Source organism: Micromonospora sp. WMMD967 (assembly GCF_029626165.1).
Taxonomy (GTDB): domain Bacteria; phylum Actinomycetota; class Actinomycetes; order Mycobacteriales; family Micromonosporaceae; genus Micromonospora; species Micromonospora taraxaci.
In genome coordinates this window covers 6,466,643-6,488,679 of sequence record NZ_JARUBK010000001.1, presented here as the reverse complement: position 1 = coordinate 6,488,679, position 22,037 = coordinate 6,466,643, and the positions used below count along the sequence as shown (strand labels likewise).

Annotated in this window: 17 protein-coding genes and 1 pseudogene; 13 read left to right on the top strand and 5 right to left on the bottom strand. The window is 73.0% G+C overall.

Translation table 11 applies throughout. From position 1 onward, the window contains the following. Positions 1–53: 53 nt before the first annotated feature. Positions 54–809, bottom strand: a complete 756-nt coding sequence (locus tag O7631_RS29080; protein ID WP_088988451.1) for an ABC transporter permease — start codon at positions 807–809, stop codon at positions 54–56. After that, the gene (locus tag O7631_RS29075) at positions 806–1,561 is read right to left on the bottom strand and encodes an ABC transporter ATP-binding protein (RefSeq protein ID WP_278147193.1); all 756 of its coding nucleotides are present in this window, start codon (positions 1,559–1,561) and stop codon (positions 806–808) included. Before O7631_RS29075 ends, O7631_RS29080 begins: the two co-directional genes overlap by 4 nt. 186 nt (positions 1,562–1,747) lie before the next feature. On the opposite strand from O7631_RS29075, the pseudogene O7631_RS33290 reads away from it, so the two are divergent. From O7631_RS33290 to O7631_RS29060, 4 genes and pseudogenes are all read left to right on the top strand, one after another. Continuing rightward, positions 1,748–2,434, top strand: a pseudogene (locus O7631_RS33290) (phosphoribosyl-AMP cyclohydrolase); the annotation flags it as partial. Between the two features lie 180 nt (positions 2,435–2,614). Then, positions 2,615–3,046 (top strand): phosphoribosyl-AMP cyclohydrolase, encoded by a 432-nt coding sequence (gene hisI, locus O7631_RS33285; protein WP_332367503.1) that lies wholly within the window; start codon positions 2,615–2,617, stop codon positions 3,044–3,046. Beyond that, the gene (locus O7631_RS29065) at positions 3,043–4,596 is read left to right on the top strand and encodes an anthranilate synthase component I (RefSeq protein ID WP_278147191.1); all 1,554 of its coding nucleotides are present in this window, start codon (positions 3,043–3,045) and stop codon (positions 4,594–4,596) included. Before hisI ends, O7631_RS29065 begins: the two co-directional genes overlap by 4 nt. Positions 4,597–4,651: 55 nt before the next feature. Beyond that, positions 4,652–5,242: a Trp biosynthesis-associated membrane protein gene (locus O7631_RS29060; RefSeq protein WP_278147190.1), complete on the top strand. Its 591-nt coding sequence runs from the start codon at positions 4,652–4,654 to the stop codon at positions 5,240–5,242. Positions 5,243–5,261: 19 nt separating this feature from the next. Here the strand turns inward: O7631_RS29060 and O7631_RS29055 are convergent, their stop codons facing one another. Further along, positions 5,262–5,531: a hypothetical protein gene (locus tag O7631_RS29055; protein ID WP_269683111.1), complete on the bottom strand. Its 270-nt coding sequence runs from the start codon at positions 5,529–5,531 to the stop codon at positions 5,262–5,264. A 485-nt stretch (positions 5,532–6,016) separates the two neighbouring features. Between O7631_RS29055 and trpC the strand changes: the two genes are divergently transcribed. Genes trpC through trpA form a run of 3 tightly spaced genes read left to right on the top strand, consistent with a single transcriptional unit; the run spans position 6,017 to position 8,902 of the window. Beyond that, complete coding sequence (trpC, locus tag O7631_RS29050; protein WP_172862221.1) at positions 6,017–6,820, top strand: indole-3-glycerol phosphate synthase TrpC; 804 nt, start codon at positions 6,017–6,019, stop codon at positions 6,818–6,820. A gap of 38 nt (positions 6,821–6,858) precedes the next feature. Next, on the top strand, positions 6,859–8,097 hold the full coding sequence (gene trpB / locus O7631_RS29045) for a tryptophan synthase subunit beta (protein WP_278147189.1): 1,239 nt from the start codon (positions 6,859–6,861) through the stop codon (positions 8,095–8,097). Between the two features lies 1 nt (position 8,098). After that, positions 8,099–8,902 (top strand): tryptophan synthase subunit alpha, encoded by an 804-nt coding sequence (trpA, locus tag O7631_RS29040; RefSeq protein WP_278147188.1) that lies wholly within the window; start codon positions 8,099–8,101, stop codon positions 8,900–8,902. Positions 8,903–9,073: 171 nt separating this feature from the next. On the opposite strand, the gene O7631_RS29035 is transcribed toward trpA, so the two are convergent. Continuing rightward, complete coding sequence (locus tag O7631_RS29035; protein WP_278147187.1) at positions 9,074–9,694, bottom strand: NUDIX hydrolase; 621 nt, start codon at positions 9,692–9,694, stop codon at positions 9,074–9,076. A gap of 102 nt (positions 9,695–9,796) precedes the next feature. Here O7631_RS29035 and lgt point away from each other — a divergent pair, with 102 nt between their 5' ends. Together lgt and O7631_RS29025 are read left to right on the top strand one after the other, a co-directional pair. Further along, complete coding sequence (gene lgt / locus O7631_RS29030; RefSeq protein ID WP_278147186.1) at positions 9,797–11,023, top strand: prolipoprotein diacylglyceryl transferase; 1,227 nt, start codon at positions 9,797–9,799, stop codon at positions 11,021–11,023. Positions 11,024–11,038: 15 nt separating this feature from the next. After that, a complete protein-coding gene (locus O7631_RS29025; protein ID WP_269683116.1) occupies positions 11,039–12,226 on the top strand; it encodes an FAD-dependent monooxygenase in 1,188 nt (395 codons plus the stop codon). A gap of 231 nt (positions 12,227–12,457) precedes the next feature. On the opposite strand, the gene O7631_RS29020 is transcribed toward O7631_RS29025, so the two are convergent. Beyond that, positions 12,458–13,303 carry a GNAT family N-acetyltransferase gene (locus O7631_RS29020; protein WP_278147185.1) on the bottom strand — a complete coding sequence of 282 codons (846 nt, stop codon included), beginning with the start codon at positions 13,301–13,303 and terminating at the stop codon, positions 12,458–12,460. 165 nt (positions 13,304–13,468) lie between these two features. Between O7631_RS29020 and gltB the strand changes: the two genes are divergently transcribed. The 4 genes from gltB (at position 13,469) to O7631_RS29000 (ending at position 21,830) form a co-directional block, all read left to right on the top strand. Further along, positions 13,469–18,145, top strand: a complete 4,677-nt coding sequence (gene gltB / locus O7631_RS29015) for a glutamate synthase large subunit (RefSeq protein ID WP_278148053.1) — start codon at positions 13,469–13,471, stop codon at positions 18,143–18,145. Next, the gene (locus tag O7631_RS29010) at positions 18,138–19,673 is read left to right on the top strand and encodes a glutamate synthase subunit beta (RefSeq protein ID WP_278147184.1); all 1,536 of its coding nucleotides are present in this window, start codon (positions 18,138–18,140) and stop codon (positions 19,671–19,673) included. Before gltB ends, O7631_RS29010 begins: the two co-directional genes overlap by 8 nt. 174 nt (positions 19,674–19,847) lie before the next feature. Continuing rightward, positions 19,848–21,245, top strand: a complete 1,398-nt coding sequence (locus O7631_RS29005; RefSeq protein ID WP_278147183.1) for an MFS transporter — start codon at positions 19,848–19,850, stop codon at positions 21,243–21,245. A 69-nt stretch (positions 21,246–21,314) separates the two neighbouring features. After that, positions 21,315–21,830: a hypothetical protein gene (locus O7631_RS29000; RefSeq protein WP_145779776.1), complete on the top strand. Its 516-nt coding sequence runs from the start codon at positions 21,315–21,317 to the stop codon at positions 21,828–21,830. The last annotated feature ends 207 nt before the right edge of the window (positions 21,831–22,037 follow it).

Genomic DNA, 22,037 nt, shown 5'->3' with positions numbered 1-22,037 from the left:
TCGTTCGTCCACGTGGGCAGCCGTGGGCCGGTCGACCCACGGCTGCCGCAGCCTCAGCCGCTGCGTCGGCGCAGGGTGGCCGCCGCGAGCACCAGCGCCAGCACCACCGCCCCGAGCACCACCGCCACGTCCCGCCACATCCGGCCGGTCGGCTCGGCGTGGGCGCCGACCTCCTGCAATGCCTCGATGGCGTACGACAGGGGGAAGGCGTCACTGAGCGCCTGGAGCCAGCCGGCCATCTGGTCGCGGGCCACGAACAGCCCGCAGAGCAGCAGTTGGGGGATCACCACGACTGGCAGGAACTGTACTGCCTGGAACTCGGTGCGCGCGAAGGCGCTGCACAGCAGGCCGAGCGCGACGCCGAGCACGGCGTCGACGACCGCGATCCCGATCACCAGCCCCATGCTGCCGGCGGTCTCCAGACCGAAGATCCAGTACGCCACACCGGCGGCGACGACGGCCTGTACGGCGGCGGCCAGCCCGAACGCGATGCCGTACCCGAAGAGCAGGTCGAGCTTGCCCAGCGGTGTGGTGAGCAGCCGCTCCAACGTGCCGGAGGTCCGTTCCCGGAGCATGGCGATGCTGGTCACCAGGAACATGATCACGAAGGGGAAGATGCCCAACATCACCAGCGCGATCCGGTCGAACGTCGTCGGTTGGCCGGGCGGGGTCGGCTGGTCGGCGTACATGAAGTAGACCAGGGTGAGCAGGGCCGCCGGCACCACGACGAGCAGTGCGATGGTGCGCCGGTCGTGCCGGAGCTGGCGCAGGATGCGACCGGTGGTGGCCGCCAGGATCCGCGGGGTCACGACCGCTCCCGTCCGTTCGTCGCGTCCATGGTGGCCGGACCCGCCTCGCCGGCCCGGATCAGGCGCAGGAACGCCTCGTCGAGGTCGTCCACGCCGGCGGTGGCGCGGACGGCGGCCGGGCTGTCGTCGGCGATCAGCCGCCCCTGGCGGATCAGCAGAAGCCGGTCGCAGCGGGCCGCCTCGTCCATGACGTGGCTCGACACCAACAGGGTGGTGCCGGCGGCGGCCATCGCGTGGAAACGGGCCCACAGATCGGCGCGCAGCACCGGGTCCTGACCGACTGTCGGCTCGTCGAGGATGACCAACTCCGGTTCTCCGACCAGCGCGCAGGCCAGGGAGGCGCGGCTGCGTTGACCACCGGAGAGGGTGGCGACCAGCTGACCGGCCGCCGAGGCGAGCCCGACATCGCTGATCGCCTGGTCGGCCTCGGCCCGACCCCGGCCGTACAGGGCCGCGAAGTAACGGGCGTTCTCCCGCACGGTCAGGTCGGCGTAGACGCTCGGTGCCTGGGTCAGGTAGCCGACCCGGTGTCGCAGCGTCGGGGCGCCCGCCGGTCGTCCGAGGACGGTGATCGTCCCGCCGCTGACCAGCTGCACCCCGACCACCGCGCGCATGAACGTGGTCTTTCCGCTGCCGCTGGGGCCGAGCAGACCCGTGACGGCGCCGCGCGGGACGCGGCAGCTGATGCCGTCCAGCACACGCCGCCCGCCCCGGTCGACGACCAGGTCCCGGACGGCTATCGCGTCGTCCATCCCGCACCTCCAAGGAAACTCATCAACTGTTGAACTCAACGCTAGATGAATTACCGATCCCGACGCAACGCGTCCGCGCCGCCCCGTCGTCGCACGAAGCATGAGAACGGGCAGTAGGCTCCGGACCGGACACTGAGTCCGCCAACGGGCATTGCGCGCTGATCGGGCGTACGGCACGATGGCGCGGTGGGTCACCCTCCGTTACCGGACAGCGGTTTTCTTGAGGACTGGGCCGCGCGGTTGCGGCAGGCCGCCGAGCGGCCGGTCGTGGGCATCCTGCTGCGCGGCAGTCACGCCCGCCGCGCCGCCACCGCACACAGCGACGTCGACCTCGACGTGCTGGTCGGCGGCGCCCCGTACGCCGCCCGGCAGGCGTACCTGGCCGAAACCGCAGGTCGGGTCACCCACGTCTCGGTGGCCGCCCGGGACGTCCGCTCCTGGGTGCACCGACTCGGGGAACCGGCCGACTGGGCGTTCGGGCTGCCGGTCACCACACCGGCGAGACTGCTCTGGGCCGACCCGCACTGGCGGCCCCGGATCGATCTGCCGGTGCTCTGCCAGCCCGCCGAGCCACCCCGACTCGAGGAACTGATCGCCACGCTGGGTAAGGCCGCCGCCGCGCGGGCCGTCAACGACCGCCTCGGCGTCCGGCTCGCCGTCGCCGACCTGGCCCGCCTCTGCCCGTCGGTGCTGCGCCCGGCCAACCCCTCGGTGCGGGTCCACTCCCGCCGGGCGGCCTTCGCTGCGGCCCTGGAACTGCCGGTGGCCCCACCCGGATACCGTGCCGACATGCTGCTCTGCCTTGGACTGCGTCCGGGCGCCACCAGCGCACTGTGGGCCGCCGCCGTACGGCTGGTCGCCGGCACGCTGCCGTTGATCCGGCCGTACGCCGAGGAGATCGCCGACACCGCCGGCGCGGACCTGGCGGCCGCCCTGGTCGACGGCCGGCTGGACCGCTACGTCGCCCAGCTGGCCCGACCCGTCGGGCCCCCGCCGCCGCCTGGGCGGGAGCGGTCGTCGGTACCCGCGCCGCGTGCGGGACAATTGGTCACTGTGCCCGTACCTGACGCGCCGACGACCGGCGTCCCCAGCGATCCCAGCGGCCCGGTGACGTCCGAGCCCGCTCGCCCGTCCCGGCTCGACCCGGCCATCGCGGCCCGGCTGCGCCGCAGCGCCGACGGTCTGGTCGCCGCCGTGGTCCGTGCGCACGACTCCGGCGAGGTGCTGATGGTCGCCTGGATGGACGACGAGGCGTTGCACCGCACCCTCACCACCGGTCGCGCGACCTACTGGTCGCGCAGCCGCCGCGAGTACTGGGTCAAGGGGGCCACCTCCGGGCACCACCAGTACGTCCGCTCGGTCGCCCTGGACTGCGACGGGGACGCGCTGCTGGTGAGCGTTGACCAGGTCGGCGCCGCCTGCCACACCGGGCACCGGACCTGCTTCTTCACCGAGCTGCCCGTAACCACCCAGGCCCAGCCGTGACCGACGGCACGGTCACCCCGGACCTGGCCACCTTCACCGAGTTGGCGGCCCGCTGGCGGGTCGTGCCGGTCACCCGGCGGTTGCTGGCCGACGCGGAGACCCCGGTGGGCGTCTACCGGAAGCTGGCCGGGGGACCGGGCACGTTCCTGTTGGAGTCCGCCGAGCAGGGCGTCGGGTCGGCCGGCATGGCCTGGTCGCGCTATTCCTTCATCGGCGTACGCAGCAGCGCGACCCTCGTCGAGCGGGACGGCGTGGCGACCTGGCTCGGCCAGCCGCCGGCGGGGCTGCCCACCGAGGGTGACCCGGTGCGGGTGCTGCGGGAGACCGTTGCGGCGCTGGCCGGCCCGGTCGGGGATCCCTCCGCCGGGCTGCCGCCGCTGACCGGGGGCATGGTCGGCTACCTGGGCTACGACCTGATCCGCCGTTTCGAGCGGTTGCCCGAGCTGACCGACAACGACCTGGGTGTGCCGGAGCTGGGCATGATGCTCGCCACCGACCTGGTGGTGCTCGACCACTACGACGGTTCGGCGATCCTGGTCGCCAACGCGGTGCTGCCACCGTCGGACGCCCCGGACCGCGCCCCGCAGGTCACCGCCGCGTACCACCACGCGGTGGGCCGACTGGACGCGATGACCACCGCGCTGTCCCGGCCCATCCCGCCGATGATCTCCACGGTCGAGCGTCCTGCGGTCGGGGAGGTGCTCTGCCGTACGCCCGCCGACGGGTACCCGAAGGCGGTGGAGTCGGCCAAGGAGGCGATCCGGGCCGGTGAGTGCTTCCAGATCGTGCTCTCCCAGCGGTTCGAGCGGCCGATCCACGCCGACCCGTTGGACGTGTACCGGGTGCTGCGCACCAGCAACCCGAGCCCGTACATGTACCTGCTGCGCTTCGACGGGTTCGACATCGTCGGCTCGTCACCGGAGGCGCACCTGAAGGTCACCGCCGCCGAGGACGGGCGACGGAGGGCGCTGCTGCACCCGATCGCCGGCACCCGACCGCGTGGCGGGACCCCCGCCGCCGACGCCGCGCTCGCCGCCGAACTGCTCGCCGACCCGAAGGAACGGGCCGAGCACGTGATGCTCGTCGACCTGGGTCGCAACGACCTGGGCCGGGTCTGTCAGCCGGGCACCGTGGAGGTGCCCGAGTTCGCCACCATCGAGCGGTACAGCCACGTCATGCACATCGTCTCCACTGTCACCGGCACGCTGCGTGACGATCAGACGGCCTTCAACGCGCTCGCCGCGACCTTCCCGGCGGGCACCCTCTCCGGCGCACCGAAGGTGCGGGCCATGGAGATCATCGAGGAGCTGGAGCCGGTCCGTCGTGGTCTCTACGGGGGCACTGTCGGCTACTTCGGCTTCGGCGGTGACCTGGACATGGCGATCGCCATCCGGACCGCGCTCATCCGCGACGGCCGCGCCTACGTGCAGGCCGGTGCGGGGGTGGTCGCCGACTCGGACCCGGCCGCCGAGGACCAGGAGACGCGGAACAAGGCCGCCGCGGTGCTGGCGGCGATCGCGGCCGCCGAAACACTGAGGCCGGCTCGGTGAGCGCGAGGAGTGCAGCGGAGCGGAGCCCCGCAGTCGCGAACGAAAGGCCAGTTCAGTGAGCGTCAGCCAGCGGTCCGCGGTGGGGCGGCGCGAGTTGACGTACGCCGTCCTGCTCTGTCTGGCCGGCGCGGGTCTGGCGCTGTGGGCTGCGACGCGGAGCTGGTCGGTCGAGGTGACGGTGCGCCCGGCGCCGCTGCCGCCGGTGCGGGACACCCGCAGCGGCGCGGGCCTGCTGCCGTGGCTGCCGGCGCTGGCCGTGGTGGCGTTGGCGGGTGGTGGTGCGGTGCTGGCCACCCGGGGCCGGGTGCGGCGGGCGCTCGGCGGGCTGCTCGGCGTGCTGGGTCTGGCGGTGGCGGCCGGTGGCGGCTACGGGCTGGTCGCCGACGTGGGTGGCTCGGTGAGCCGGCAGTGGCCGGCGCTGTGCCTGCTCGGCGGGTTGTCGGCTGCCGCTGGTGGCTGGTGGACGGCGGTGCGGGGCGGCGGTTGGCCGGCGATGGGCGCTCGGTACGAACGGCCGGCGCGCTCCGGCCCGGAGACCGCGTCGGCGCCGGCCGGCCCGGAGGGTTCGTCGACGCCGCTGGCCGGGCGGCGGACGACGGAGGCGTGGGACGCTCTGGACCGGGGTGAGGACCCGACCGCCGACTGAGGCCGCGACGGGCGGGGTGTCAGCCGACCGGCTGACGCTCGCGCTGTGCGCGGCGGCTGGCGGCGCGGGCGGCGGTCAGCTCGGCCACCAGGCGGTTCAGCTCGGCGCGTTGGTCGGCGCGAGCCCGGTCGGCGCAGACGGCCTCCCAGGCGTTGCCGCGTGCGGTCCGCATCCGTCCTTCGCCGACCACTGCGCGCTCGACGGTGTGCACCACGCCGACGGCGAGCGACGCCACTGTCCGTGAGATGGTGGTCAACCCGCTGGTCGGCTGCGGCTCGGACATGCTCATGGTCACCTCGCACGAGGAGTTGCGACGGTCGGGCAGGCGCGCCATTGAGTCTGCCCGAGGACGATGCTCGTCGGCCGAGGTTTCGCCGCTGTGACCGCCCGGTCAACTGTCGCGCCCGGGCCGTGACCAGGGCCGTCCGTCCGACCTTGAGCTTGCTCACAACATCGACCGACGTTGTTGCCGTCGCGCGCCGGCCGGCGACTGGTGGCATGATCGATGGATCGGCCCGGTCCGACCGTGGCCGTCGGGCCTCGCACCGTGTGACGGCGGTCGATACCGGAGGTGGCGCTGCGTGACACACCGTTCACGGCAAGTCGGCCATTATGCCGCAGCCCTTTTCGTGAGCAGCGCCATACCCCCGGCATTCGGCGTCGGTCGGCTGCCCCTAGCATCGGCCCATGACGCCCGGAGAGGGGAGTCCGTTGGTGACTGCTGAGCATGCGCACGCGGAGGGGGACGACGCCGGTCAGGCAGCGTCCGTAAGCGTGCTCGACGAGATTCTGGCCGGCGTACGTGAGGACGTCGCCCGACGCCAGGAGCAGGTTCCGCTGGAGCGGATCCGTGAACTGGCGGCGGCAGCGCCGCCGCCGCTGGACGCGTACGCGGCACTGCGCAAGCCTGGCGTGGCCGTGATCGCCGAGGTGAAGCGTTCGTCGCCGTCCAAGGGTCGGCTGGCCGAGATCGCCGATCCGGCCGATCTCGCCGTCGACTACGCGGCCGGTGGCGCTCGGGCGATCAGTGTGCTGACCGAGGGGCGCTGGTTCGGCGGTTCGCTGGACGACCTGGCGGCCGTCCGCGCCGCCGTGACCGTACCGGTGCTGCGTAAGGACTTCGTGGTCTCCAGCTACCAGGTGCACGAGGCGCGTGCGCACGGCGCGGACCTGGTCCTGCTGATCGTCGCCGCGCTCGAGCAGAACGTGCTGATGGGCCTGCTGGAGCGGATCGAGTCGCTGGGCATGACAGCTCTCGTCGAGGTGCACGACGAGGAAGAGGCCGACCGGGCTCTGGAGGCCGGCGCGCAGGTGATCGGGGTCAACGCCCGTGACCTGCGTACCCTTGAGGTCGACCGGTCGGTGTTCGAGCGGATCGCGCCCGGCCTGCCCAGCAGCGTCGTCAAGATCGCGGAGTCCGGTGTTCGCGGCCCGCACGACCTGATCCGGTACGCGTCCGCGGGCGCCGACGCGGTGCTCGTCGGCGAGGGTCTGGTTACCCAGAAGAGCCCCCGCGAGGCGGTCGCCGAGTTGGTCAACGCGGGCAACCACCCCGCGACGCCCCGGCCGGTGCGCTGACCCCGCACCGACGTGACGCCCCACCGAGAGGATTTCCGATGAGCGCCGACGCGCTGGCCCCGGTGGCCGGCCCGCAGCCCGACTCCGCCGGCCACTTCGGCCGCTTCGGCGGTCGGTTCGTTCCCGAGGCCCTGGTGGCCGCGTTGGACGAGCTCGACGGGGCCTGGCGCGCCGCGATGGCGGACGAGTCCTTCCGGGCGGAGTTCGGGGCACTGCTGCGCGACTACGCCGGCACCCCGTCGCTGCTCTACGAGGCCCGGCGTTTCTCCGCGAAGGTCGGGGCGCGGGTGCTGCTCAAGCGCGAGGACCTCAACCACACCGGCGCGCACAAGGTGCGCAACGTGCTCGGCCAGGCCCTGCTGACCAAGCGGATGGGCAAGACCCGGGTGATCGCGGAGACCGGCGCCGGCCAGCACGGTGTGGCCACCGCGACCGCCGCCGCCCTGTTCGACCTGGAGTGCGTGGTCTACATGGGCCAGGTCGACACCGAGCGGCAGGCGCTGAACGTGGCCCGGATGCGCATGCTCGGCGCCACCGTCGTGCCGGTGACCAACGGCTCGCGCACGCTCAAGGACGCGATGAACGAGGCGATGCGGGACTGGGTGGCCAACGTCGACGAGACGCACTACCTGATCGGCACCGCCGCCGGCCCGCACCCGTTCCCGGCGATGGTCCGCGACTTCGTGCGGGGCATCGGTGACGAGGCCCGCCAGCAGTGCCTCGACCTCACCGGCGCGCTGCCGGACGCGGTGACCGCCTGTGTCGGTGGTGGGTCCAACGCGTTGGGCATCTTCCACGCCTTCGTCGGCGACGACGACGTGCGGCTGTACGGCTTCGAGGCCGGCGGCGACGGGGTGGCCACCGGCCGGCACGCGGCGAGCATCACCGGCGGTTCGGCCGGTGTGCTGCACGGCACCCGGACGTACGTGCTGCAGGACGCCGACGGGCAGACCCTGGAGTCGCATTCGATCTCCGCCGGTCTGGACTACCCGGGCGTCGGGCCCGAGCACGCCTGGCTGCACGACACCGGCCGGGCGAACTACCTGCCGGTCACCGACGACGAGGCGATGGCAGCGTTCGAGCTGCTCTGCCGCACCGAGGGGATCATCCCGGCGATCGAGAGCGCGCACGCGCTCGCGGGCACCGTCGCGTTGGCCCCGAAGCTCGCCGCCGAGCTGGGCCGGGAGCCCACCATCGTGGTGAACCTCTCCGGCCGGGGCGACAAGGACGTGCACACCGCCGGGGACTACTTCGGCATCCTCGACAAGGAGCGCTGAGGTGAGTCGCATCGGAGTGGCCTTCGACAAGGCCCGGGCCGACGGGCGGGCACTGCTGGTCGGCTGCATGCCGGCCGGTTTCCCGAGCGTCGAGGGCAGCATCGCCGCGATGATCGCCATGGTCGAGGCCGGGGTCGACGTCATCGAGGTGGAGATTCCCTACTCCGACCCGGTGATGGACGGGCCGGTGATCCAGAAGGCCAGCGACATCGCCCTGGCCGGTGGCGTCCGCACCGCCGACACGATGCGCATCATCGAGGCGGTGGCGGCCACCGGCGCGCCGGTGGTCACCATGACCTACTGGAACCCGGTCGAGCGGTACGGCGTGGACGTGTTCGCCCGTGACCTCGCCTCCGCCGGGGGCACCGGTCTGATCACCCCTGACCTGATCCCCGACGAGGCCGACGAGTGGCTCGCGGCCTCGGACGCACACGGGCTGGACCGCACGTTCCTGGTCTCGCCGTCGTCCACCGACGCTCGACTGGCGATGACGGTGGAGCACTGCCGTGGCTTCGTCTACGCGACCGCCGTCATGGGTGTGACGGGAGCCCGGGCGAGCACCTCGGACGCTGCTCCGACGCTGGTCTCCCGGGTCCGGGCGGTCACCGACCTGCCGGTCGGCGTCGGTCTGGGCGTGGGCACCGGCGCGCAGGCCGGCACGGTCGCCGGGTACGCCGACGGGGTCATCGTCGGCAGCGCCCTGGTCCGGTGCGTACTCGACGCGCCCACCGAGGCCGACGGGCTGGCCGCGCTGCGTACCCTCAGCGCCGAACTCGCCGAGGGCGTCCGCACCCCCACCCGCTGAGCGGTCCGCCGGTCTTCGTGCGCTCGGACCTGCACACTCGCGCCGGGACGCCTTCCGCCGCGCCGCGCACCTGGGCCATGTGTGTCTGTCGAGCGGTATACCTGTGAGTCATAGTTATGACTCACAGGTATACCGCTCAATGGCAGACGCCCGGCCGGGTGCGGCCGGTGATCACGCGAGCGGACCCCGGGATCGTCGGGTGCGGGGAAGGGGATCGTCCGCAGCTTCGCCGCGTTGCTCCGGCGGCTGTCCCGTCCCTGACCGTCCGCCCTGGTCGGCTGCCGGTTGACCCCGGTGCCCGGGGAGAGTCGCCGAGGGCGGCGGGGCATCCACGGTGTCGGGCACGCAGGCGACATCGTGGAGTACGCCGGAGCGGCCCGCACGGGCGTCGGTGACGGCGGCCCGGGTGAGTGGCGTGACGGCCTCGGGGAGCGCGTCGGGATAGTGCCAGGACAGCCGGCAGCCCGGCGGTGGATCGGCGGCCGGCCGGACCCCCGCGGCGCGGGCCCGGAACACGTGCACGAGGACGTCGGGCAGCGGCCCGACGCGGCCGGCCGTAGCCTCCCCCGGCGGGCCGGTCAGGTGGTAGACGCCGATCAGGTCGACCAGGTCGATGTTCCAGCCGGTCTCCGCCCTGATGTCCCGCAGGGCTGCCCGCACCGGACTCTCCGCCGGCCGTAGGCGCCCGCCGGGAAGCGCGTAGCGGCGCTCGCCCCGACCCTGTCGACAGAGCAGCACCCGGCCGGTGTCGTCGGTGACGACCGCGGCGACCGCCCAGGTGAGCGCGCTCATGGACAAAGAGCGTACGGGGGTGCAAACCAGAAGTCACCGAGTTGCCGGCTCCGGCGGCCCGGGGTGCCGCTGCGGGGGTGTGCAGCGGTAGCGTGTGCATCCGTGACCCTCGCCTCGCTGTCCCCCCAGGCGGCCCTGCCCAGCCCCAGCACCGCGGTCTGGCAGCTCGGGCCGGTGCCGATCCGGGCCTACGCGCTCTGCATCATCGCCGGCATCGTGCTGGCCTGTTGGGTGACGGAGCGCCGGCTGCGGCAGCGCGGCGTCGCGCCGGGCGCGGTGCTCGACATCGCCGTCTGGGCGGTGCCCGCGGGCATCATCGGTGCCCGGATCTACCACGTGATCACCTCGCCGGAGAAATACTTCGGCGCCGGTGGCGACCCGATGAAGGCGTTCGCCATCTGGGAGGGCGGTCTCGGCATCTGGGGCGCTGTCGCCGGTGGCGCGGTCGGGGCGTGGATCGCGGCCCGACAGCTCGGCATCCCGTTCGGAGTGGTGGCCGACGCGCTGGCGCCCGGGCTGCCGCTGGCCCAGGCGGTCGGCCGGCTCGGCAACTGGTTCAACAACGAGCTGTTCGGCGCCCGCACCACACTGCCGTGGGGCCTGGAGATCCACCGGATGGACCCGGACAATCCGGGGCACGCCCTGCGCGACGACGCCGGGCAGCCCATCCTCGAACCGGGCCTCTACCAGCCGACCTTCCTCTACGAGCTGCTGTGGAACCTCGGCGTCGTCGCCCTGGTCCTCCTCCTCGACCGCCGGCTCAAGCTGGGTCGGGGCCGGGCCTTCGCGCTCTACGTGATGGGCTACACCGCCGGCCGGTTCTGGATCGAGCTCATGCGCACCGACGAGGCCAACCAGATCCTCGGCGTCCGGCTCAACGTCTGGACCGCCGCCCTGGTCTTCCTCGGCGGGTTGATCTACTTCGTGCGCGTACGCGGCCCGCAGGAGTTCCTGATCCCGCTCGGCGCGACGACGTCGCCGACCCCGCCGCCCGCGTCCGACCTGTCCCAGGTGGACCTGTCGGAGCGGGAGACCCCGACGCGGACGGCCGCGCCGGAGGGCTACCGGGTGGTCAGCGAGGAGCAGTACGCCGCCTGGCAGGAAACCGGCGTCGTGCCGCCGGAGCCCGCTGGCGACGAGGCCGCCGGACCCGGCACCGACGAGCCCGGCGCTGACGAGCCCCGCACCGGCGACACGGTCGTGGGCGGCACGTCGCCCGACGACGACCTGGCGGACGATCCGTCGGCCGACCGGGCTGACGTCGCAGGCGCCCGGCCCGCCGACCGGGCTGACGCCGCGGGTGCGCGGCCCGCCGACCGGGACAGCTGAGCGGGGGAGACACCGATGCGAAGCGCGGTGGTGGTCGGCGCCGGGGTCGGTGGCCTCGCGGTGGCCGGCGCGCTGGCCCGCTCCGGCTGGATGGTCACCCTCATGGAGCGTGCCGAACGGGTCCGCCCGGAGCCGACCGCAGTGGTGCTGTGGCCCAACGGTGTCCGCGCGCTGCAAGCCCTCGGCCTCGGCGCGGGCCTGGCTGCCATCGCCACCCCGCTGCCCGACGGTGGGGTCCGCCGCCCGGACGGGCACTGGCTCGTGCAGCCCCGGCCCATCCCCGCCGACCGGATGCCGGTGGTGGTGCACCGGGAAGATCTGCACGACGCGTTGATCGCCGGCCTCGGCGAGCGGGTCGACCTGCGGACCGGCGTGACAGTGCGCCACGTCCGGGTCGAGCCGGGTGAGCGACCAGCGGTCAGCGACGGGCGACAGACCATCGAGGTCGACCTGGTGGTTGCCGCCGACGGCACGGACAGCGGCATCCGCCGTCAACTCGCCCCCGAATCCCGGGTGGTCAGCTCCGGCTGTGCCGCCTGGCGCGCTGTCATCCCCTGGTACAAGGCGCCTCGACTACCCGACGACCAACCGCTGGTCGGTGAGATCCTCGGCGCGGGCTACCGTTTCGTGGCCGCGTCGTTGGGTGAGCGCGGTTCGTCGGGCGGTTCCACCCGGGGCGGCATCTACTGGGTGGCCACCGCCGCCGGCGCACCACGCCCCGAACCGCCGGAGACCCAGCTCGCCCTGCTCCGTCGCTGGTACGCGGGCTGGCCCGACCCGATCGGCGCGCTGCTCGACGCCACGGACCCGGCCGACCTGGTCCAGCAGGAGGTCCGCGAGCTGCGGCCGCTGCCCCGGGCGTACGGCTTTCCGGCCGGTCCGGGCGGGGTGGTGCTGCTCGGTGACGCGGCGCACGCCATGCCGCCGCACCTCGGGCAGGGCGCCTGCCTCGCGTTCGAGGACGCCGCCACGCTCGCCACCCTGCTCCGTGAGGCTCGGCTGCCCGACGCCGTTCAGGCGTACGACCGGGTGCGGCGCCCGCGCGCCGCGACGGTGGTCCGGCAGACGCGGCGGATGTCGGCGGTGCTCCAGGCCCGTGGTCGGTTGGCGCTGCGCGCCCGCGATGCCGCGCTCGGCACGATCAACTCCCGACTGCTCTCCAGCGCCGCGGCCACCGCCGCCCAGTGGCGCCCTCCCACCTGACCCACCCACCCCACCCGCCACCCGCCACCCGCGTCTCACCGCCCGCCTTCCGCGCTTCGCCACCCGCCTCCCACGTCGATCATGGACTTGTGGTGGTGGTCGAAGCGTGACAAACCCGTCCTAACTCGACGCCACGACTCCATGATCGACGCGCGAGGGGGGCGGGGGACCGGCGCGCGAGGGGGCGGGGGGTCGACGCGCGAGAAGGGCGGGGACGGGCGCGGGGGTGGGCTAGGGGATCAGGGGTGCTGGTTCGGCGATGCAGGCGGTGCCGATGCGGCGGAAGCCGACCCGCAGGTAGACCCGGGCGATCTCCTCGCTGCCGGCCGAGAGGAAGACCAGGTCGGTGCCGGCCGAGAGTAGTTCCCGGGCGAGGGTGGCGGTCAGCGCGGCACCCAGTCCGCGTCGGCGGGCGGCCGGCAGGGTGGCCACCCCGGCGATCTCCGCGACGTCGTCGACGCGCATGGCCATGCCGCTGGCCAGGGCACCCTCGGTCGGGGTGCCCGCCAGAGCGGAGATCCGGCGGCCGTCGGCGATCCGGGCGCGCTCCTCGTCGAGCGCGGCGAGTTCGAGTTCGGTGACCGCGGCGTCCCGCTCGGCCGGGCCCGCCTCTCCGGTCGCGGTGCCGGCGGCGGCGAACGACACGGCTGCCACCGCGCGCCGTGCCGCGACGTCGGCGGCGAAGTCGGGGGAGTCGGCGGCCAGCACCCGTACCGCCACGTCGGACAGCGTCGCCGGGTCGGGCAGGGCGGTCGGGTCGAGCACCATCAGCGGTGCCTCCAGCACGTGCAGCCCTGCCGAGCGGGCGACCGCCAGCAGGTCGGGGGTCGTCTCGTGCACCCACTCGAAGGCTTCCGGCAGGCCCAGCTTCCGTTGCCGTTCGCGAACCGAGGCCACGTCGGCCAGCGACGGCGGTTCGCCGGCGTCGATCCGGGGACGGGCGTAGAACGGCCATCCGTTGCCCTCGCGGACGAACAACACCAGCCCGCCATGTTCCTCCGCACCGGCGACGTCGCGGGGCACCGCGTCGTAGAAACGTTCCAACCGGTCGAAGACGTGCTTGTTGAGCGGATCCACCGCGCGAGACTACACGTCCCAGCCAGTGGACGGTGTGATCAATCTCAGGTGGCCGTGCGAGCGTCGCCCTAACGTAGACTCAATAGACCCACGGGCCGACGTCGTCCCCACCATGATCCAACCTGAGTGACGACAGGAGGCCCGGTGGCTCAGCCGTACGCGGATATGACACAGCCGTACCCGCACAGCCCGCAGGCGTCCCCGATGCCCGACCCCCACCCCACGGCCCAGGGTCTCTACGACCCCGCGCAGGAGCACGACGCCTGCGGTGTGGCGTTCGTGGCGGACCTGCACGGCCGGCGTTCGCACGCGGTCGTCGCCAACGGGCTCGGTGCCCTGTGTCGACTGGACCATCGCGGCGCCCGAGGCGCGGAGCAGAACACCGGCGACGGCGCGGGCATCATGATCCAGGTCCCCGACGCGTTCCTACGCGCGGTGGCCGACATCGCGCTTCCCCCGGCCGGTGAGTACGCGACGGGGCTGGTCTTCCTCCCCGACGACGACGCCGCCGAGGCGCGTGCCCGGCGGGTGGTCGAGAAGTACGCGCTGGTCGAGGGCGCCGACCTGCTCGGCTGGCGGGACGTGTCGATCGACAGCAGTGACCTTGGCGAGACGGCCCTGGCGGCGATGCCCCGGGTCCGGCAGCTCTTCCTGGCCGCGCGTCGGCTCACCGACGCGCCCGAGGGGCCGGCCGGTTCGCCGCTGCACGGCATCGAACTGGACCGGGTGGCATTCAGCCTGCGTAAGCAGGCCGAACGGGAGACCGCCGAGCGGGGCGTGCCGGCGTACTTCCCGTCGTTGTCCAGCCGCACCATGGTCTACAAGGGAATGCTCACCCCCGACCAGTTGCCGGCGTTCTACCCGGATCTGCGTGACGAGCGGATCGACAGCGCGATCGCGTTGGTGCACTCCCGCTTCTCCACCAACACGTTCCCGTCCTGGCCGCTGGCGCACCCGTACCGCTTCATCGCCCACAACGGCGAGATCAACACGATCCGGGGCAACCGCAACTGGATGCAGGCCCGGGAGGCGCTGCTGCGCTCGCCGAACCTGCCCGGCAACATCCGGAGGGTCTTCCCGGTCTGCACCCCGGCAGCGTCCGACTCGGCGAACTTCGACGAGGTCCTGGAGCTGCTGCACCTGGCGGGGCGGAGCCTGCCGCACGCGGTGCTCATGATGATCCCCGAGGCGTGGGAGAACGACCCCGGCATGGAGCCGGCGAAGCGCGCCTTCTACCGCTTCCACGCCAGCCTCATGGAGCCGTGGGACGGTCCCGCGTCGGTGGCCTTCACCGACGGTGACATCGTCGGCGCGGTGCTGGACCGCAACGGGCTGCGCCCGGGGCGCTGGTGGCAGACGGACGACGGCCTCGTCGTGCTCGGTTCCGAGGCGGGCGTGCTCGACCTCGACCCGGCCCACGTGGTCGCCAAGGGCCGACTCCAGCCGGGCAAGATGTTCCTGGTCGACACCGTCGCCGGTCGGATCGTGCACGACGAGGAGATCAAGTCCGAGTTGGCCGCCGCCCAGCCGTACGCCGAGTGGCTGCACGCCGGGCTGATCGAGCTGGGTGACCTGCCGGCCCGCGAGCACACCGTCTACACCCACGACTCGGTACGCCGCCGGCAGCAGACCTTCGGCTACACGCAGGAGGAGCTGAAGATCCTGCTCGGGCCGATGGCCCGCACCGGCGCCGAGCCACTCGGTTCGATGGGTACGGACACTCCGATCGCGCCGCTGTCCACCCGGCCGAGGCTGCTCTACGACTACTTCCACCAACTCTTCGCCCAGGTCACCAACCCGCCGCTGGACGCCATCCGGGAAGAGCTGGTGACCAGCCTGGCGTCGACGATCGGGCCGGAGGGCAACCTGCTCGACCCGGGCGCGGCGAGTTGCCGGCAGATCGTGCTGCCACACCCGATCCTCGACAACGACGAGCTGGCGAAGATCCTCTCCATCGACGAGGACGGCGACCTGCCCGGCTTCAAGGCGGTCCGGGTGTCCGGGCTGTACCGCGTCCGGGAGGGCGCCGCCGGGATCAAGGCGCGGCTGACCGAGATCTGCCGGCACGTCTCCGAGGCGATCGAGGACGGCGTACGGATCCTGGTGCTCTCCGACCGGGACTCCAACGCCGACCTGGCGCCCATCCCGTCGCTGCTGCTCACCGCCGCCGTGCACCAGCACCTGGTACGCGAGCAGACGCGTACCCAGGCGGCGTTGATCGTGGAGTCCGGCGACTGTCGGGAGGTGCACCACGCGGCCGTCCTGATCGGTTACGGGGCTGCGGCGGTCAACCCGTACCTGGCGTTCGAGTCGGTGGAGGATCTGATCTCCACCGGCGCGCTGTCCGGCGTCGAGCCCGCCGCCGCTGTGCGCAACTACGCCAAGGCGCTCGGCAAGGGCGTCCTGAAGATCATGTCGAAGATGGGCATCTCGACGGTCTCCTCGTACTGCGGGGCGCAGGTCTTCGAGGCGGTCGGTCTCGACAGCCGGCTCGTGGAGCGGTATTTCCGGGGCACCCCCAGCCGGATCGGCGGGGTGGGCCTCGCCGGCGTGCACGCCGAGGTGGCCGCCCGGCACGCGCTGGCCTGGCCGTCGGCGGGCACCGCCGCCTCCGACCGGCTCGAGGTCGGTGGCGAGTACCAGTGGCGTCGCGAGGGTGAACTGCACCTGTTCAACCCTGAGACGGTCTTCCTGTTGCAGCACGCCACCCGGAGTCGGCAGTACGACGTCTTCCGGGAGTACACCGCGAAGGTCGACGCGCTCGCCGCGCAGGCCGGCTCGCTGCGCGGGCTGTTCACATTGCGCGCCGGGGTGCGTCCGGCGGTGCCGATCGAGGAGGTCGAGCCGGCCTCCGAGATCGTCAAGCGGTTCGCCACCGGCGCCATGTCGTACGGCTCGATCTCCGCCGAGGCGCACGAGACACTCGCCATCGCGATGAACCGTCTCGGCGGCAAGTCCAACACCGGTGAGGGCGGCGAGGACGTCGAGCGCCTGCACGACCCGGTCCGCCGCTCGGCGGTCAAGCAGATCGCCAGCGGTCGCTTCGGCGTGACCAGCGAATACCTGGTCAACGCGGACGACCTCCAGATCAAGATGGCCCAGGGCGCGAAGCCGGGCGAGGGCGGTCAGCTGCCCGGCAACAAGGTCTGGCCGTGGATCGCCCGTACCCGCCACGCCACTCCCGGCGTGGGTCTGATCTCCCCGCCGCCGCACCACGACATCTACTCCATCGAGGACCTGGCCCAGCTCGTCCACGACCTGAAGTGCGTCAACCCGGCGGCCCGGGTGCACGTCAAGCTGGTCAGCGAGGTCGGCGTCGGCACCGTCGCCGCCGGGGTGGCGAAGCTCAAGGCGGACGTCATCCTGATCTCCGGCCACGACGGCGGCACTGGCGCGTCCCCGATGAACTCGCTCAAGCACGCCGGTACGCCGTGGGAGCTGGGGCTGGCCGAGGCACAGCAGACGCTGTTGCTCAACAAGCTGCGCGACCGGGTCACCGTTCAGGTCGACGGCCAGCTCAAGACGGGCCGGGACGTGCTGGTCGCGGCGCTGCTCGGCGCGGAGGAGTTCGGCTTCGCGACCGCGCCGCTGATCGTCGCCGGCTGCGTGATGATGCGGGTCTGCCACCTGGACACCTGCCCGGTCGGCATCGCCACCCAGAATCCGGTCCTGCGCGAGCGGTTCACCGGCACCCCGGAGTTCGTGGAGAACTTCTTCCTCTTCCTCGCCGAGGAGGTCCGGGGCTACCTGGCGGAGCTGGGTCTGCGGTCGATCGAGGAGGCGATCGGGCAGACCGAGCTGCTCGACGTGGCCCCGGCCCTGACGCACTGGAAGGCGCACGGGTTGGACCTGGCACCCGTCCTGCACCTGCCGGAGCTGCCCGAAGGTGCGGCCCGGCGCGGGGTGCGCGCCCAGGACCACGGCCTGGAGCAGGCCCTGGACAACGAGCTGATCGCGCTGGCCCGTCCGGCGCTGTCCGAGGGGGCCCCGGTGCGCGTCGAGGTGGCGGTGCGCAACGAGCACCGCAGCGTCGGCGCGATGCTCGGCGGGGAGGTCACCCGTCGCTTCGGCGGCGCCGGCCTCCCGGACGACACAATCGAGTTCGTACTCAACGGCACGGCCGGGCAGTCGTTCGGCGCGTTCCTGCCCCGCGGGGTGACCCTGCGGCTGCACGGAGACGCCAACGACTACGTGGGCAAGGGTCTCTCCGGTGGGCGGGTCGTCGTCCGTCCGGACGCCGCCGCGCCCTTCCTCGACCCCGACGCCGCGCCGGGGCAGCGGGCCGAGGACCAGATCATCGCCGGCAACACTATCCTGTACGGCGCCACGGCGGGCGAGGTCTTCCTGCGGGGCCGGGTGGGGGAGCGGTTCGCGGTGCGCAACTCCGGCGCGGTCGCCGTGGTCGAGGGTGTCGGCGACCACGGGTGCGAGTACATGACCGGTGGCACTGTGGTGGTGCTCGGCGCGACCGGCCGTAACTTCGCGGCCGGCATGTCCGGCGGCACGGCGTACGTGCACCACCTGGACCGTGCGCGGGTCAACACCGAACTGGTGGACCTGACGCCGCTGGGTGAGCAGGAGCAGGCGCTGTTGCACGACCTGATCCAGCGGCACGTGGCCGAGACCGGGTCGGCGGTCGCCGAGGAGCTGCTCAAGCGCTGGCCGGAGGCGGTGGCCGAGTTCACCGCCGTGGTACCCCGCGACTACCGCCGGGTGCTGGAGATCATGCGGGCCGCCGAAGCCGCCGGCCGCGACGTCGACGACGCGGTCATGGGCGCGCTTAGCGCGCCGGCCGCGCCGCCCGCCCCGCGGGTGGCGGCCCAGGAGGTGGCACGTGCCTGACCCGAACGGTTTCCTGCGCTACGACCGGCGACTGCCGGCCCGCCGTCCGGTGTCGGTGCGGATCAGCGACTGGCGTGAGGTCTACCCGCCGGCCGGCGAGGAGCTGGTCCGCGAGCAGGCCACCCGATGCATGGACTGCGGCATCCCGTTCTGCCACGACGGCTGCCCGCTGGGCAACCGCATCCCGGACTGGAACGACCTGGTGCGTACCGGCAACTGGGACGCGGCGGTGGAGTCCCTGCACGCCACCAACAACTTCCCGGAGTTCACCGGTCGGCTCTGCCCGGCGCCCTGCGAGGCGGCCTGCGTGCTCGGCATCTCCGGCGGTCAGCCGGTGACCATCAAGCAGGTCGAGGTGGAGATCGCCGACGCCGCCGCCGCGCGTGGGTTCACCCCCCGCCCGGTTCCGGCGCCGTCCGGCCGGTCGGTCGCCGTCGTCGGCTCCGGGCCCGCCGGTCTCGCCGCCGCCCAGCAGTTGGCCCGCGCCGGTCACGCGGTGACGGTGTACGAGCGGGACGATGCGATCGGTGGTCTGCTCCGGTACGGCATCCCCGACTTCAAGTTGGAGAAGCGGCACATCGACGCCCGGTTGGCCCAGCTCGCCGCCGAGGGGGTGCGTTTCCGCACCGGCGTGAACGTCGGCGTGGACGTCACCGCCGAGCAGTTGCGCGCCGAGCACGACGCGGTGCTGTTGGCCTGCGGCGCGTTGCAGGGCCGGGACACCCCGGAAACCCCGGGGCGGGCGCTTCGGGGCGTACACCAGGCGATGGCGCACCTGGTCGCGGCGAATCGCGCGGTCGCCACCGCGGCCACCGACCAGGCCGGCGTGGTGAGCACCGGGGAGCGCCGGCTGGCGACGGCGGTGCTGCCGGACGGCACTCCGATCGACGCGGCCGGCAAGCACGTGGTGATCATCGGAGGTGGGGACACCGCCGCCGACTGCCTCGGCGTCGCCCACCGCCAGGGCGCTGCTGGGGTGCACCAGCTCGACCTGTACCCGCAGCCGCCGCAGGAGCGCGACGAGACGCGGGACCCGTGGCCGACCTGGCCGTGGATCCTGCGCAGCTACCCGGCGCACGAGGAGGGCGGCGAGCGGGTCTTCGCCGCCGCGGTGCAGGAGTTCGTGGACGACGGCACCGGCCAGGTGCGGGCGGTACGGATCGCCGAGGTGACCGTCGAGAAGCGCGACGGCCGCCGCATCGTCACCGTGGTGCCAGGTTCCGAGCGGGAGCTTCCGGCGGATCTGGTGCTGCTGGCGATCGGTTTCGAGGGCACCGAGCAGCAGCCGCTGCTGGCGCAGTTCGGGGTGACCCGCAACCCGCGGGGTGCTGTCGACGCCCGCGACGACTGGCAGACCGACGCCGACGGGGTGTTCGTCGCGGGTGACATGCACCGGGGCGCTTCGCTGATCGTCTGGGCCATCGCCGAGGGTCGTGCGGCGGCTGCCGCCATCCACGCCTACCTCGGCGGTGTCGGTGCGTTGCCGGCCCCGGTCGGCCCGGCCGCGCAGGCTCTCGCCGCTCGCTGACAGGTTGGTTGTCCGGTCGGTGTGGCACGCTGCTGCCGCGCCGGCCGGACATTCCCGCTGGTGAAGCCGCTCACAAATGTGGGCAAACAGGTTTAAGGTGGCAAGACTTGTCGGCTGCCGAACCGCGCCGCGATCGGCCTGAATGATCATGCCGCCGATCGCTGGAGGTTCGTCGTGGCCACGGGTGCCACCTTCGCCGCGCTGCGCCATCGCAACTACCGCATCTGGGCGCTCGCCGGGTTCGTCTCCGTCATCGGCACCTGGATGCAGGTCCTCGGGGTCAACTGGTACGTCCTGAAGGAGACCGGTTCGGCGACGTCCATGGGGTTCGCCGTGCTGCTCCAGGCGGCACCAACACTACTGCTCAGCGTTTGGGGCGGTGTGCTGGCCGACCGCCTGCCGGCCCGCCCGCTGCTGATCACCGCCCAGGCGGCCCACGCGACGCTCGCCGCCGGGCTGGGCGCGGCCGCCCTGACCGGTTTCGGCGGCCTGCCGCTGATCTTCGCGATCTCCCTGGCCACCGGTGCCGTCTCGGCCGTCGAGGGGCCGGTGATGGGGCGTTGGGCCTCCACCCTCGTCGACCGGGAGACCCTCGGCAACGCCCTGGCGCTCGGGTCGCTCTCCAATTCCGCCGGCCGCATCCTCGGCATGAGCCTCGGCGCCGTCGTCGTGGCCGCCGTCGGCCCCGCCCTGTTGTTCGGCATCAACGCGGCGAGCTTCGCCGCCGTGGTGGTGGCGCTGTTCGCCGTACGCCCGGGGGCCGTGGCCGGCGTGGCGGGGACCGCCGCCGGCGCGACCCGCAGCGGGGTGCGGGCCGGGTTCGCCTACCTGCGCGGGCAACCGGTGCTGCTCCTCGCGCTCGCCCTGTCGTTCGTGCTCGGCAGCCTGGGCCGCAACTACCAGGTGACGATGGCGGCGATGAGCGACGGCCCGCTGAACGCCGGCGCCTCCGGCTACGGCGTCCTGTCGACGGTGTTCGCGATCGGAACGGTGGTCGGCGCCCTCGTCGCGGCCCGTCGCCGTTCCCTGGGTTACCGGACGCTCGTCGTCGCCGGCCTGCTCGCCAGCGGGTTGCAGATCGTCGCCGGCCTCGCCCCGGGGACCGTGAGCTTCGCGGCGGTGATCCTGCCGATCGCCGCCGCGGCGGTGGTCATCGACACCACAGTCGGTACCCGCGCCCAACTCGACACCGATGCCGCGATGCGGGGTCGGGTGCTCGCCGCCCTGGCGGTCACCGGCTCGGTCTCCGCCGCGGTCGGTGCCCCGCTGCTCGGCTGGCTCGCCGAGTACGCCGGGCCGCGCCAGACGCTCGTCCTGGCCGGGACCGCCGCGACGATCGCCACTGTCGCGGCGGCGGTCGCCCTGGACCGCCAGCACGCCCGCGCGGCGACCCTCGCGCTGGTCACGCCCCGGCCGCGCCATCCGGTACGACGGGTGGCGTTCCGGGCCGCCCGCATCGTCCGTCCCGCCGGGGCGGTGTGTGTGATCGCGCCCGCCGGACCCGGTGGAGTCCGCCTGGGCGCGGTCCGGCTGCCGGAGCTGGTCACCGCCGGGTCGGTGGCGCGCCGCTGAGACAGCGGTCACCCCCGGTGGCGCGTGCACGGGACAGGACGGCGCGAAGATCATCGTTACGCTCCGATCATGGACATCGAGGAGCGGCTACGACGGACCCGTCGGTGGTTGTGGATCGTGCTGATCGGGCTCTTCCTGAGCGGTGCCACCGCCTTTCCGCTGGAGATCGAGGTGCGCTGGTTGCTGCGAGCGCTGGACCCGCTCTCCGACCAACTGCCCGCCCTGGTCGCCTGGATCGAGAGGGTGCACACCGGGCTCGTGACGGCCGGCGACGACTACCCGTTCCTGCTGTACGGCACCGACTGGCTGGCCTTCGCTCACCTGGTGCTGGCGGTGGCCTTCTGGGGACCACTGCGTGACCCGGTGCGCAACGTCTGGGTGGTGCAGGTCGGCATGATCGCCTGCGCGGGGATCGTCCCACTGGCGTTGATCTGCGGGCCGATCCGGGACATCCCCTGGTTCTGGACGCTCGTCGACCTGTCCTTCGCGGTCGGGGCGTTCCCACCCCTCTGGTTCGCCTACCGGCACATCCGCGCGGTCGAGGCGAGCACGGCTACGGCGACGGGTGTGCCAGCGACGGCGTGATCAGGTCTCGCCAGGTCCTCGGCTGGGTGGATGACGACCTCGGCGGTCCCTGTAGAGCTGCCCCAGATGTGGGCCGCCGTCATCGCCCCATATCCGGGGCAGGTCTACAGGCACGCACCGAAGTGGTCGGTTGTCGGTCCGGGTCGCGGGACGACAGGCCGGGTCGGTGGCGCCGGAGAGACGCGGTGCTACCGACCCGGAAGGGCC